14 protein-coding genes are annotated in these 14445 nt (G+C 32.2%); 3 read left to right on the forward strand and 11 right to left on the reverse strand.

Annotation, left to right across the window (positions count from 1 at the left end):
- Window positions 1-97 precede the first annotated feature (97 nt).
- A complete protein-coding gene (locus H0I32_RS12820) occupies window positions 98-1165 on the reverse strand; it encodes a DUF3810 domain-containing protein (protein ID WP_179313802.1) in 1068 nt (355 codons plus the stop codon).
- 119 nt (window positions 1166-1284) lie between these two features.
- On the opposite strand from H0I32_RS12820, the gene H0I32_RS12825 reads away from it, so the two are divergent.
- Window positions 1285-2748, forward strand: coding sequence for an aminoacyl-histidine dipeptidase (locus H0I32_RS12825; protein WP_179313803.1), 1464 nt, complete (start codon window positions 1285-1287; stop codon window positions 2746-2748).
- Window positions 2749-2842: 94 nt separating this feature from the next.
- On the opposite strand, the gene H0I32_RS12830 is transcribed toward H0I32_RS12825, so the two are convergent.
- The 3 genes from H0I32_RS12830 to H0I32_RS12840 are packed head-to-tail and all read right to left on the reverse strand — an operon-like array spanning window position 2843 to window position 5641.
- Window positions 2843-4060 (reverse strand): peptidylprolyl isomerase, encoded by a 1218-nt coding sequence (locus tag H0I32_RS12830; RefSeq protein WP_179313804.1) that lies wholly within the window; start codon window positions 4058-4060, stop codon window positions 2843-2845.
- The gene (gldI, locus tag H0I32_RS12835) at window positions 4053-4586 is read right to left on the reverse strand and encodes a gliding motility-associated peptidyl-prolyl isomerase GldI (RefSeq protein WP_179313805.1); all 534 of its coding nucleotides are present in this window, start codon (window positions 4584-4586) and stop codon (window positions 4053-4055) included. Before gldI ends, H0I32_RS12830 begins: the two co-directional genes overlap by 8 nt.
- Window positions 4587-4621: 35 nt before the next feature.
- Window positions 4622-5641, reverse strand: coding sequence for a DHH family phosphoesterase (locus H0I32_RS12840; RefSeq protein WP_179313806.1), 1020 nt, complete (start codon window positions 5639-5641; stop codon window positions 4622-4624).
- Window positions 5642-6167: 526 nt separating this feature from the next.
- Between H0I32_RS12840 and H0I32_RS12845 the strand changes: the two genes are divergently transcribed.
- Window positions 6168-6365 carry a hypothetical protein gene (locus tag H0I32_RS12845; protein ID WP_179313807.1) on the forward strand — a complete coding sequence of 66 codons (198 nt, stop codon included), beginning with the start codon at window positions 6168-6170 and terminating at the stop codon, window positions 6363-6365.
- 55 nt (window positions 6366-6420) lie between these two features.
- Window positions 6421-6840 carry a nucleoside-diphosphate kinase gene (locus tag H0I32_RS12850; protein WP_173588079.1) on the forward strand — a complete coding sequence of 140 codons (420 nt, stop codon included), beginning with the start codon at window positions 6421-6423 and terminating at the stop codon, window positions 6838-6840.
- Between the two features lie 279 nt (window positions 6841-7119).
- Here H0I32_RS12850 and H0I32_RS12855 read toward each other — a convergent pair whose 3' ends face one another.
- From H0I32_RS12855 to H0I32_RS12885, 7 genes are all read right to left on the reverse strand, one after another.
- A complete protein-coding gene (locus H0I32_RS12855) occupies window positions 7120-9339 on the reverse strand; it encodes a TonB-dependent receptor (protein WP_179313808.1) in 2220 nt (739 codons plus the stop codon).
- Between the two features lie 21 nt (window positions 9340-9360).
- Window positions 9361-10638: a tetratricopeptide repeat protein gene (locus H0I32_RS12860; RefSeq protein ID WP_179313809.1), complete on the reverse strand. Its 1278-nt coding sequence runs from the start codon at window positions 10636-10638 to the stop codon at window positions 9361-9363.
- A gap of 99 nt (window positions 10639-10737) precedes the next feature.
- On the reverse strand, window positions 10738-11313 hold the full coding sequence (locus H0I32_RS12865; RefSeq protein WP_179313810.1) for a DUF4331 family protein: 576 nt from the start codon (window positions 11311-11313) through the stop codon (window positions 10738-10740).
- 124 nt (window positions 11314-11437) lie between these two features.
- Window positions 11438-12091: a DUF4331 family protein gene (locus H0I32_RS12870; RefSeq protein WP_173588083.1), complete on the reverse strand. Its 654-nt coding sequence runs from the start codon at window positions 12089-12091 to the stop codon at window positions 11438-11440.
- 333 nt (window positions 12092-12424) lie between these two features.
- Complete coding sequence (locus H0I32_RS12875; RefSeq protein ID WP_179313811.1) at window positions 12425-13222, reverse strand: anti-sigma factor domain-containing protein; 798 nt, start codon at window positions 13220-13222, stop codon at window positions 12425-12427.
- Between the two features lies 1 nt (window position 13223).
- Window positions 13224-13751 carry an RNA polymerase sigma factor gene (locus H0I32_RS12880; protein ID WP_173588085.1) on the reverse strand — a complete coding sequence of 176 codons (528 nt, stop codon included), beginning with the start codon at window positions 13749-13751 and terminating at the stop codon, window positions 13224-13226.
- 103 nt (window positions 13752-13854) lie between these two features.
- Window positions 13855-14430 carry a superoxide dismutase family protein gene (locus H0I32_RS12885; protein ID WP_179313812.1) on the reverse strand — a complete coding sequence of 192 codons (576 nt, stop codon included), beginning with the start codon at window positions 14428-14430 and terminating at the stop codon, window positions 13855-13857.
- Window positions 14431-14445 lie beyond the last annotated feature (15 nt).

The following is a 14445-nucleotide window of genomic DNA, read 5'->3' on the forward strand; positions in this document are numbered from 1 at the left end:
AAATATAGGAATTTAAGCGTTTCAGTTCTTGTAATCTAAAGGTTTTAACATTTTTAGAACTTTGCTTAATTTGTTTAAAAACACTCAGTTTTATTATTTATAAGCTTTTATCTTCATAATAATTCACTAAAAGTGCAACAACATAGCTATAACTTTTCATGCCTGCAGATTGATTATTCGCTTTTAAGAAATTATCGAATGTTTTTTCAAAAATAGGCTCGATAGGGTTTTCGTAAGATTTCCAAAAATCTTGAGACTCTTGGTAATTTATAAGAATACCTTTGTTTATAGATGGCAAAATTGTAGCATAAACTTCTGGATCGCGTCTAAAAATTTCGCCTAAACAATACCGAAGCGCAAAGGTATACCCCGAATATTTAAAATATAAATCATCATTATGTATAGCCGCTAAACTACCAATAAAATTAGCTTCGTTTTCTGCTGCGTAACCTAATTGATGTGCTACTTCGTGGCAAGATGTTGTTGGATATTTATAAGTGGAAATTAATCCGTTGACTTGAGCTTCATTTGTAAATGGGTTTATATATCCCGAAAATCCCATGTAGGTTAAAGGTAAACTGTAAATTGATTTTTTAATACTTACGGGGTTATATTCAAGATGTGGATAAACTTTAGCTAACGATTTATAGCCATTTTCTACTTTATTAAAAATTTCAGGTTTAGTATATGGAGATTCAACTTTTAAAGTATCATTTTTAACCAATTGAAATTGTAATTGATTCGACTTTTCAATTAAACGTTTTGTAAAGGATATTAATTGCTCGGTAGAATATTCAGCTTCAAGATTTAAAGATTTGTAGAGCGGTTGACGGTAATAATTAAAAGCCCAAAGTATGTGAAAGGCAAAATAGGCAATAGATAAAGTAGAACCAACATCTAAAAGCCAGTTTTTTGTGTCTTTAATAATGCGTTTTCGGTTTGTAATTAACCATTTTATAATGTAAATGCCTCCAAAAGTGTAAAATAGATCACCAACAGAAAAAGGAATCCATCCAGAAATATAACGTGATAATTTTGATAAAAACACATAAAGTCCGTTGCTGTAAAATTGTTCAATAAATTCGGGATAATGCTTCAATTGCGATAAGAATAACAATTGAATTCCGAAGAAAATAACAAGGATAAGTTTTATGTTTTTTCGCATGTATCAAAAATAGGAAAAAGAATGGACTGACTAATTATTTTATATGAGAGAAACAAGTTTAGAATCTCAATAAAGAGATAAACGTATTTTGTACCTTTGTATATCTAAAAATAAGATTTATGAGTTCAGAAATAAGAGCCTTAGAGCCAAAAGTATTATGGAATAAATTCGCAGATTTAAATGCGGTGCCAAGACCTTCTAAAAAGGAAGAGCGTGTCATTAAATTTATGAAGGATTTTGGTGAGAGTTTAGGTTTGGAAACGTTAGTCGATGAGGTTGGAAATGTAATTATCCGTAAGCCTGCATCTAAAGGAATGGAAGACCGTAAGGCGATAGTAATGCAATCGCATTTAGATATGGTACATCAAAAGAATAACGATACCGTTTTTAATTTTGATGAGCAAGGTATTGAAATGTTTGTTGATGGAGACTGGGTAAAAGCAAAAGGAACAACACTTGGTGCAGATAACGGTTTAGGAGTTGCAACGATTATGGCTATCTTAGAAAGTGATACTATTGCGCATCCTGCATTAGAAGCTTTGTTTACTATTGATGAAGAAACAGGAATGACAGGCGCTCAAGGTTTAAAAGGAGGTTTACTTAAAGGTGAAATTCTTTTAAACTTAGATACAGAAGAAGATGACGAAATAGGAGTTGGTTGTGCAGGAGGAATAGATGTTACGGCAACACGCGAGTATAATGAAGAAGAAACTCCAGAGTTTAAAATTGGGTATACAATAACCGTAAAAGGGTTGCAAGGAGGACATTCAGGAATGCAAATTCATGAAGGTTTAGGAAATGCTAATAAATTAATGAACCGTTTACTGTTTGATGGTTTTGAAGATTATGGACTTCGTATTTCTGAAATTGATGGTGGTAGTTTAAGAAATGCTATTCCAAGAGAAAGTAATGCAATTGTAGCGGTAGATTCTGTACATGAAGATGCTTTTGAAGCCGAAATGAAAGCGAAAGCCGAAATGCTTAAGTTTGAATTTAAAACAATGGAACCTGATTTAGAGGTTGTTGTTTCTAAAACAGAAACTCCAGAAAAAATCATGGATTTAGGAGTGCAAGAAGGTTTAACTAGAGCGATATATGCTGCGCATAATGGTGTTTACCGTATGAGCCCGGATATTGAAGGTTTGGTAGAAACGTCTAATAACATTGCAAGAGTTATAGTGAAAGATGGCGCTATTAAAATTGGTTGTTTAACACGTAGTTCTGTAGAAAGTACTAAAGATGATTTAGCCAATATGTTACGTGCAACTTTTGAATTGACAGGTTGTGAAGTAGAACTTTCTGGCGATTATCCGGGTTGGGCTCCAAATATGGATTCTGCTATTTTAAAAGAAATGGTACCAATTTACGAGCGTTTAAATAATGGTGCTAAACCTCACGTTGCAGCTTGCCACGCAGGATTAGAGTGTGGAATTTTAGGAACTAATTATCCGGAAATGGATATGATTAGTTTTGGTCCTAATATTAAAGGAGCGCATTCTCCAGATGAGCGTGCTCAGATTTCTTCAGCACAGAAATATTGGAAATTTGTTTTAGAGATATTAGAACATATTCCTAAAGCATAGGTTTTATAAATTAATAAGATAATTTTCTTATTGATTTTATTTCATAAAAAAAGCAGCTATAAATTATAGCTGCTTTTTTATGTTATAGTAAGTATTATTTAATGCTTACCAATTCAATATCAAAAATAAGGTTGGCACTAGCAGGAATCACTGGAGGATTTCCTCTTTCTCCATAACCTAAATAGTAAGGAATAAATACTCTTGCTTTATCTCCAATTTTCATGTTAAGCATTGCTTCTTTAAAACCAGCAATTAAAGTAGCAGTTTCGTTGTATTGCATATCAAAAGGAACATAACGACCAGCTTTATCTTGTCTTTCGTCATATTTGCCGTTTTTCTCAGCAACTTCTTTTAAAGTCGTCCAGAAAAGATCTCCATTTTCTAAATACCCAGCACAATCAATGTTTACACGATCAGTAGAAGCTGGTTTTACACCATCTGCTTCGTAAGTAAAGATCATAGCCATTCCTGTAGGAGATTCAATTTTTCTACCTTTTAATTCTTCGTTCTTTTTTAAGAATTCAGTTTTTGCAACTTCAGCTTTAGCTTTAGCAGCTAATTTAGCTTCTTCAGCTTTTTTCTCAGCGTCAAGTTTTGCAGCTGCAGCTCTTTCCTTAATTTTAGGTAATTCTTCTGTAAATACTTTAGGTGCATCAAACTTTTTTGCTGCAGTACCAATTCTAATAATATTTAATTTTGTAATCACCACATCTTCTAATGGTTTGTTAGATCCAGGCTGAACTTTTACATTCGAAATTGTATCTAATACGTTTAAACCTTTTACTAATTCTCCAAATACAGCATGACATGATACTCTTGGATTAGAACAATCTTTTAAATTTCCGCTAGCATCAAAACCATCTAACCATGGTGTTGCTTTTTCTGTAATGAAAAATTGACTTCCGTTAGAGTTAGCGCCAGAGTTAGCCATAGATAGCATACCAGGTTTGTCATGTCTTAAACTGTCTACAAGTTCATCTTCAAACTTGTATCCCGGATCTCCAGAACCTGTTCCTGTAGGATCTCCACCTTGAATCATAAAATCATTCATAACACGGTGAAATGTTAATCCATCATAATAAGGCTTTCCTTTAAATTCATCTCCTAATAAAGGGTGATCTCCTTCTGCCAATGCAACAAAATTAGCAACCGTTACAGGTGCTTGATCATAAAATAGTTTTGCAACCATTGTGTCTTTAGAGGTTATAAATTCGGCATAAATTCCGTCTCCTAAATCCGAATAGCGTTCTTGGCAAGAAATATTTACCAATACTATTAATACAACAAATACAGTAAGTGCTTTTTTAATCATTTTTTTGAGTTATAGTGTTTAAAGTTACTTCACAAATTAGAGGAACGTTGGTTCCTATTTTATTTTCATCTCCGTAATACCCAAAAGCTTTTTGGGAAGGAAATATAAAAGTTGCTGTTTCAGTAGGTTTTAATAATTTTAAACCTTCGCGCAGACCTGTAAACAATTCTTCTTTATCCATTACATATGTTCTAGAACTGTTGGCGTAAATTTGGTCTCCTTCAATAGTAGATACATTAAAAGAAAAATGGATAAGATCTCCAAATTCTGGTTGTATGGTGTCTTTTTCAATTTTAGTATTGTAATGATACCAAAAACCACTTTCTGAAGCGAAATATTCTTTGTCTGGATTACTCTTTATAATATCTGAAATTTGTTTGTGTTCTAGCTCATTAAGCTTTTTGTTTCGTTCTACAGAGGCTTTTAAAAATGAACCCGATTGTACAGATTCTGGCAATCTAGCTTCTGGAGATTTGCAACTGAAACATAATAGAGTTAGGATAGCTATTATATGTAGGTTTTTCATGTTAAAACATTTTATTTGCAATTAATTAGGTGGATTTATTGGGCTAAATCGTTTTTATACTGCGGTAATATACTAATAAATTTACTTATAGTAGTTTGCATATCATCATCACTACGTCCTCCTGCTGCGTTGGTATGACCACCTCCATGGAAATGTGCTCTAGAAAATTCGTTCACAGAAAACTCACCTTTACTACGTAATGATATTTTTATGATTTTATCTTGATGGCTTTCTATAAAAATAGCGGCAAAAATAATACCTTTTAATGATAAGGCATAATTTACAAACCCTTCTGTATCTCCTTTTTTAAAGTTGAATTCGTCCAGTTCTGCCTGAGATAATGTAATGTAAGCTGTACGTAATTCTGGAATCACTTTTAAATTTTGAAGTGCTCTTCCTAATAACTGTAAGCGGCTATAACTATTGGTGTCGAATGTATTATTATGGATTTGAGAATTATCAGCTCCTTTTGCAATTAAGTTTCCGATAACTTCGTGAGTTCTGCTCGTGGTTGCAGGAAAACGAAAAGAGCCTGTATCTGTCATAATACCAACGTATAGACACGTTGCTATATCGGCATTAATTTTTTCAGCATCTCCAAGCATTTCAATAAAATTATAAACCATTTCACAAGTTGAAGACATGCTTACATCTGAATACGTGTATTTAGCATAATTATCTGGCTGTTGATGGTGATCTATCATAATCATTGTTGCAGTCGCTTTTTCTAAAGCTTCAGCCATAAGATTTCCAGCACGATGAAAAGCATTAAAGTCTAATGTAAAAATTAAGTCGGCATCATTTATAAGTTTATTGCTTTCTTGTTGTTGCGTTTCAAATTTTAAAACAGAATCGTCACCTGGCAACCATTTTAAAAAATCAGGATAATCATTAGGTGCAATAATTACAGCATTATGGTTATATAATTTTAAGTAATGACACAAAGCTAAAGTAGAACCCATAGCATCTCCATCAGGATTTCTATGCGGTACAATAACGATGTTTTTAGGTGTACTTAATAAGGCTTTTATTTCTGGAATTTGGTTTGTGATCATAGAATGCGAAGATACAATTTAATAATATATCGTATAAACACCTTGCTTTATTTTAAATTAATTTTGTTAAAAATTAACATTATTAAGAATCATTTTATTCGTGTTTTAAGTGTCATTATTGTTCTGTTATTTGTAAGTCATCGGATATAAAAACGAAGCTAAAGGCTAATGTTGTAAATCATAATGTAGATTATACAATTGTATTTGGTTTTGTAATAAGCAAAATATTATCAATTTATTGTGAGTTTTTATTTTAGAATACCAACTAAGTATTTTGATTTCGTACAGATATAATGTGTCCTCTGATACGGATAATATAGTGAAATTGAAATCCGATTATGATAAACAATTATCTGATCCAGGGGGTAGAAAATGAATTAAAAACTTCAGGCGCAGATTTTAATATTATAGTAAGTAGTATTCAATTTTATATAATGAATATGGGTTTGGAACTTAGGGAGTTTTCCTCATGAAGTCAGTCGTTTAGAATCCTTAATAGTAGCTTCTAAAGCTAAAGGCATATCATTTGGTAGATTTTATATTAAACGATTTAACGTATGCTTATAGTAAATTTTTAGGCGAACCAAATGTTTACAGAATAGGAAATGTTGTTTCTGAAATTAGCTTTGGAGTTTTACATTTTAATTTTAAAACTAAAGAAATTGAAATGGAAATGAGAGGCGGAAATAATATAAAACTTAACGAATTAACGCAGAAGTATTGATGCTTGCTTATTCTGTAAATTACATTACTTTTGCACCATATTAAAAAAAAGATACATGGCAACTAACAGAACATTTACAATGTTAAAGCCTGATGCTGTTGAAAAAGGACACATTGGCGCAATATTAGAAAAAATTACAGCTTCAGGTTTTAGAATCGTAGCGATGAAATTAACGCAAATGACTAAAGCTGATGCTGAGGAATTTTACGCAATACATAACGAACGTCCATTTTTTGGAGAGTTAGTTGAATATATGACTCGTGGTCCTATCGTTGCAGCTATCTTAGAAAAAGATAACGCAGTTGAAGATTTTAGAACTTTAATTGGTGCTACAAATCCTGATGATGCAGCTGAAGGTACGATCCGTAAGTTATATGCAGCTTCTATTGGAGAAAATGCAGCTCACGGAAGTGATAGTGATGAAAATGCAGCCATTGAAGGTGCTTTCCATTTTTCAGGTAGAGATATGTTTTAAGCTAAAACATTATATAATATTTAAAAGACCATCTTTACGGATGGTCTTTTTTTTTGGAATAAACTCAAAGGTTCTATAAGCGTTCATTGCTATTCAAATTAGAAATAATAATAAAAAAAACACCCACTCTTTCGAGCAGGTGTTTCACCAACAAAAAAACTCAAAAACATCATGAAAACTTCATGATTTGATCAATCTCAAACACAGATCAATCTTTTTTGTTAGCTATCAATCAACAATACTTAATCTGCTTCCCCACAAATTAAGCGTTGAAAGTTTTTAAAATCGGTAGCTAACTGTTCCTTTTATAAAGAAAGGTGTACCAGGAGTAAAATGTATTTCTTCAACAGATTGTGCTTCGCCTTGTAAACGAGATTCTGTAGCGAATTGTGTTTCATTCCATTCTACATCAAAAAGATTTTCTATAGCAAGTCCTAGTGTAACTTTATTAAAACTGTAATTCACATTAAAATCTGTTACCATATAACCTTCAGCGACAATAGAATTATCTTCATTAGCAGCTCTATCATCTAAATATCTAAAGCGTAAGCCTCCTGAAAAACCATTAAGATCATCTACAGATAAACCACCTACTAAAGTGAAATCTGGTGCTAAAGGAATGTAATCTTGTCCATCTGCTTCATCAATACTTCTTGCATTGGTAAGTGTAGCATCTGTATCTAAAAATAACCAATCTGTTAACTGGTAACGTAAACCTAAATCTAAGCCAAAACGTCTTGTTTTACCACTTGGTTCTACAATACCAGCATCACCTACATAAACAAATTCTTGTTCTAAAAATAAATACCAAAGTGCAGAGTTTACTACTAACTTAGGGAATGGTTTCCATACGGTTCCTAAATCAGCTCCGTAAGAACGTGGTAAAATATCTTCACCTCCATTGGCTACAACAACTCTTGTATCGTTAGAGTGAAAACCTAATCCTGACTTAAGATATAATTGTAAATTATCTTGAGCGTTATAGAAGAAATTTAACTTAGGACTTAAAATTGTTTTAGTCTCAGATAAGGTTGCATAATTAGTTTGAAGAGCATCGTTGTACATAAACTTAAAATAGTCTACACGTAACGCTGGTGCTACTTTAAATTTTCCGAATTCGAATTCAGCATTTACGAAAGCATCAATATTAGTTTGGTTAATATCTCCTAACTGAATATTCTCTAAAGTTGTACTTCTGTTTAGGGTTCTAGATAATTCTACATCATCAGAAATATCATGTCTTAAGCCAATACCAGACGTTAATGTTAGTTCAGTATCACCAAAATTAGTATTGTGTGTAATTGTTGTATTGACACCAAAAATATTTCGATCTTCTTTTTGAAAAATTTGATCTCCATTAATTGGGTCTTCTAAAAAGAAGGTAAAGTTTGAATACAATTCAAAAGCATAATGAGAGTAAAAAGCATTAGTGCTTAACTTGGTATTATCATCAATATATTTATCGTAAGTTACATTAAGATTGGTACGTTGTGTTTGTCCTCCTTCAGTATCATCAATAGCACCAAAACGTGTAATGTTTCCGTTGTCAACTTCACGCTGTGGAATTTGACCTGAAGCATCCCAACGACTCGTAAAATGAGAAGCTGTTAAAGTTAATTTGTCATTTTCTGGAGAAAATACAACGTATTTACCAAATAGGTTAAGTCTGTTAAAATTCTGAGGCGATTCAAAAGGGCCATCAGTGTTTATATATTCTAAAGCGACATAAGCATTTTGATTTTTAGAGCTTTCTAAAAGATCAAATAAACCTACAGTTCTCATGGTGTTGAATTGACCTACTGTAAAAGAAATTTCACTTTCTTTTAAATAGTCTTTCGTTTTAAAGTTAACATAACCTGCAGTATTGAAATCTCCTTCTTGTGCATAATAAGCACCTTTTCCGAAATCAATTTTATTTACAGTTTCTGGGATTACAAAGTGTAAGTCACTATAACCTTGACCGTGTGCATGAGAAACCATATTTACAGGCATTCCATCTACAGAAATAGAAACATCGGTTCCGTGATCGATATCAAAACCACGTAAAAATAATTGTTCTGCTTTTCCGCCTCCGGCATGCTGACCAATAAATAAACCTGGTACTTTTCTTAAAACTTCTTGAGTAGAATTTACAGGTGTAATATTTAGATCTAATCTAGAAATTGTACTTACGGTATTTAATTCTTCCGTAATCATCATTTCATCTAATTGAAATGCTTTTTCTTTAAGTGTAATTTTAAAATTCACAGAAGATTCTAATCTAATAATTCTTGTTTTATAACCTAATAACCCAATTCTTAAAGAATCTCCTACTTTGGTGTCTTTTATTAAAAACACTCCATTTTCTGTAGAGTGGGCGTGACTTTCTGTACTCTGGTTGTATATGTATGCAGCTTCTAAGGGCTGGTTGAGTTCGTTTTGTACTATTCCTTTTAAATTTTGTGCCCTCGTGACTAATGAGAAGCAGCATAAAATAGTTAATGTTAAGATTTGTTTCATAATTGATAGGTAAAGGTTGGTTTATAATTGGTTTATTTTTTGTTCCATTAATGGGCCTAATTCATAAAGGCTCGCTAATAATTCTTCTTTTATAGGTTGAATTTTCTCTGTTTTACCCGCAGCTTTATAAATCTCTGCTACATGGTATAAAACAGAAGGTTCAAATGTTTTACCGATTACAAACTCTTCAATTATGTCGTTTGCTTTAGCTATATCACCTTTCTTAAAATAGCTCCATGCTAATAAGTCATAAGATTGCGGTGTTGCTCTATTTTCGATTTCTTTTTTTGCTATTTCTAATGCACGATCTGGCATTGCTAAATCATCAGTAAAAAGTAGAGCGCTATACTTGTTATACATCTCACCATACAATTTGTTGTTAGTGGCGGCTAAATAATTTTTTAATGATTGTGATTTTAAGGTTTCATCATTTTTATATTCAGCGATTTCTGCCTTTAGTAAATCATAATCTGGTGAATTATGATAAGTAGTAATATGGTTTAAAATGTTTAAAGCTTCTTTTGGGTTGTTTTCATAAGAATAAACGATCCAAGCAATTCCTTTTTTTGCATAGGCATTATTAGGATCTAGCTCTAAAGATTTTAAATAGTAAGTGTATGATTTTTCTATTTCACCTGCATGACCATAAAAATCTGCAATATTAGTATAAGACCAAAGTTTCATTCTTTTAGTATTTGATGATTCTGCTATTGCCATGGCTTTTTCCATGTTTTCAATAGCTCCATCAAGATTACCTTTATGATCCTCTAATTTTGATAAACGGATGAGGTAATCAAAGTTTGAATTGTTTTTTATTTCATCTAAATAAGCTTCTGCATAGATGTAGTTTCCTAATTCTAAATGAACATCGAACAGCATCTTTTTTGTGCCATTCAATTTTTTACCATTAGCTTCTGCCTTTTTTAACAAAGCTAAGGCTTCTTTAAAGCGGTGTTGTGAAATATAATTACCTGCTAGGTTTTTTAGAAGTCCAGCATCAGTATCTTTAACAATGGTATTAGCGACAAGTAAATCTTTTTCAGCTTCAATTAAATAGTTAATTTCTCCTGTGATATTAAATACTTTTGTGTTGGCATTCGCTCTACTTATTAAATAAGAGTAAGAGCTTGAACTATTTTCAATTTTATTGGTCCAAAAGTTAACGTCTTCTAATAGATCAGGAGTATTAATGTTAGTGGATAGGTATTGGTTGTAATCTGATACTTTTGTAACTGTTTTAGTATTGCAACTCAGCATTGTTGCCAATAAAAATAGGGGAAGGATGTTTTTAATGTGCATAATAATTTGTTTTTGAGATTTTATTATTGTGTGTTATGCATTTGCAAATAAACTAAAATGAGATGTCATTAATCTCATTTTAGTCTACTAAAAATTTATTTACCAAGGAGACGCTAGGTAAGGGAAAGAAGTTAAAAAGTCTTTGTCGTTAGAAGCTACATTATCGCTTGTTAAACCTGGGAATTCTGGATTAGTTAGTCCTTCTTCTCCACCAAAGATTAGTATTAATTCTACATCGATAACATCATCTGTTAAATTTCTACCAGTTAATATGTTAGTTCCGTCAAAAAATGTTGTTGGTGCATCTAATGATACCGTAAGTACATCTGTAGCTAATACACTTGTAAATTGTGCAGCAGTAAACCCTAAAGCATTAGCATCATCTGGAGATGCAGGATCGTAAGCAGGACTTAAAGTTTCTAATTTAGTTTGAAATGCGCTTTGAAAAGCAGCACTCATATCTGAAGGGATTGTGGTGTTAAAAGTATCTTTCATACCATCATTTACAAATACCGTGTTAATTGCAGGTCGCCCCATTTGGTCTTCTTGTACATATGTTCCTGTAAAGTTAAGTCCTTCTGGTTCGGTTGTATTGTCATCGTCATTGCTACAGTTAAAAGCCGTCATAGACGCTAAAATTGCAACAGCAAATAATTTTATATTATTGATTTTCATCTTGTTATTTTTTAAGGTTATTTCAATCAATTATAACATGTTTAATTTCTATACAGATGTTATAATGTGACTATTTTTTTAAATTAATATTGTTTTAATGTTATGCGTTAAATCTATTTTAGATTTATTGCTTTCTCTTAGATTCTACCCATGTATTAATAGTGCCAGAGGTTCCTATCATAGATTTTGGTACTTCAACAACTACAGATAATACATTACTTCCTGCAAATGTATCGTCACCAGGATTATCAAAACCAGAAGCATCACCAGCAATAATTTCAGTATACTTGTTGAAATCGAAAAAGAAAGGATCATCTCTTGGTCCAGCAAAGTATTTCATTCCAGCAAATTCTTCAATAATTGCTGTTTCACCATAATTTGTAATATCAACGATACCTGCATTAGCCGATGTTGACATAATAGAACTGTTTAAACCTGTTTGTGATGGAGCCGTTGGTCCAAAGAAATACATTTTACCATCTCTTGGAGTTGCTTGTATAACTAAATCTTCAACGTTATCGCCATCAGTATCAATATTAAATTCTAATAAAACGTTTTCATCAAAAGAAGCACTACTTGTTGCTCCAGGTGTTAATAGCCCTTGTACGTTAGCTACTAAAACTAAGTTAGATTGATCTTCACCTCTAAAGGCATAAAAATCTGTAATGTCACTTGTGCCTCCTTGTACTGCAGGTGCATCTATATGATCTGCTGCAATGGCAACGAATGTGGCAAAACCTAATACTGCTGTTGCGATTAAAATTTTTGTTTTTTTCATAATTTTTGAGATTTAGTTAATTATTTATTTTGTCTCTGCTCTACCTACGAAAAAATAAGAATAGTGGTTTTGTTAAAATTTAATTAATTGAATAATAATTTATTAATTATCTATTTATCAATGGTTTGTGTGTTGTTTTTTTATGATATTAAATTAAGATAGTTTTTAAATAGATGGTTTCAACTTAAGAAATAGCTTGAAAATTAGAAGAAAAGTGTACTTGGGTGCATAACAGTATTCTTTTTTTCTAATTGTGACCTTATAATTAATCAATAAAAAAACCACCAAGTTTTCACAAGGTGGTTTTAATTAATTTATAATTTTAAAATATGTTTACGACGGACTTACATCTACAACACCAAGAGTGTGTAATTGCTCCATTGTAGGAGATTCACTTCCACCTTCAGGTTCTAATGTAATACCAAAAGCTTGACTTTCGTTAGCGTTTATGATGGTGAAGATTTTATTATCATCGGTATTAAAATCATCAATAGTTCCTAAGCTCGTTGGCGTTAACGGATTTAATGTTAATGACCATACTTGCCATACTTTTCCTTCAGGTGCTTCAGGTAATCCTTCAGCATCTAAATAAATTGTATTATTAGATTTGTTCCAATAAACTTTTGCGAAACTAGAAGCAAAATTACCTTGACCACCAAGTGGTACTGATATAATATCTTTATCTCTAATTACATCTAGTAAGTTTTTAGTTGTAGCTAAATCTGTTTTAGCAGCTTCTATTTGTATTTCTAAATAACGATTTTCTATATCTACGGTTTGTATTTCTTGCTCTAATTCTGATTTCTGATTAAGTGACCAGAATAATCCTGTTGCTAATAAAATAGATGCTGCCCAACCTGTGTAAGAAATCCAATTGGTTTTTCTTGGCTGTAGCTCTACAACTTTAGTTTCGTTAGCAGTAATTCTATTTTTTATATCCTCAAATCCTTTTGCTTTAGGTGATGCAGCGGCTGTTAATTTTATAACAGCACTTTCTATTTCTAAAACTTCTTGTAACAACTTTGGGTGTTGTTGCAAGAGTTTATTGATCTCTAGATTTTCGTCTTCAGATAATTTACCGGCTACGTATAGCTCCAAAATACCTGATTCTATGTATGCTTTTATATCCATATTACAATACCATATCTCTTAATTGTTGAATACAGTTCCGGTTTCTTGTTTTAATAGTACCAATTGGCATTTGTAATTCTTCCGAAGCTTCTTTTTGAGTGAATCCTTTAAAGTAAAGTAGTTCTATGACTGCTTTACATTTGTCACCTAATTCCGTTACAAATTTTTTAATACCAATGGCATCCGTACTGTTGTCTAAGTTATCATGGCTGGCTATGATATCTACGAAATAATCTGCACTAAGGTTTTGTTTCTTTTGTTTAAAAGCTTTAGAGCGTGTTTTATCAATAGCAGCATTACGAGCAATATTGAGTATCCACGTAAAAAAACGTCCCTTTTTAGAAGAGTATGTCTCTGATTTATTCCATGCTTTTATAAATACATCTTGCATAATTTCATCTGCAATAGCCGTATCCTTTATAATATTATAAACGACACCATGTATACTTTTGCTATACATGCCATATAGCTTTTCGAAAGCCAAGTGGTTTTTATTTTGAAACTGTTTTACCAGTAATTCTAATTCCATTTAATAAGTGGATTTTTACTTAGAAATTTTTGCAGAAGGGGAAGAGTACACCGCAATTGTTCTAACAATGAGTTGTTATTTAGCTATTGTAAATGTAATACAATTATTTTATAATTCCAGCACAACCAATACGTGTGCCTGCATCACCTGATGGTTGTGATTTTAAATCATCTACACCAATGTGTACTATAACAGCTTTTCCTAATATGTTTTTTGTGTCGTCTTCACAACCAATACACCACTCATCTGTAGTTTTGGTTATGGTAGCTTTTCCGTCAGAATTAGCAGTAAGATTACCTATGTCTCCTTTGTGATAACCAGCTTCATCTCCCCAAGCGCCGTGTGGTTGTGCTGTAGGATTCCAGTGACCTCCAGATGATGTTCCGTCATTGGCAGAGCAATCTGCTTTTTCGTGAATATGAATAGCGTGTTTACCTTCTTCTAAACCTGTAATGGTCCCAACCATGCTAACTGTTCCGTTTTCTTCAGAAAAATTAATTGTTCCTTCAACATTACTACCGCTTTTTGGGTCTAATGCTATGGATAAACTTTTTTTAGAAATTGAAGTCTCTTTTGCTGCTTCTGTTTTAGTAACCTTATCGGTGTTTTTTGGTTTGTCTTTACAAGCGGTTGCAAATAGAATGGTAAGTGCGAGTGTAATGAATTTTAAATTTTTCATGATAGTTCTAATTTT

Origin of the sequence: Winogradskyella sp. HaHa_3_26 (genome assembly GCF_019278425.1) — a bacterium.
Taxonomy (GTDB): Bacteria; Bacteroidota; Bacteroidia; order Flavobacteriales; family Flavobacteriaceae; genus Winogradskyella; species Winogradskyella undariae.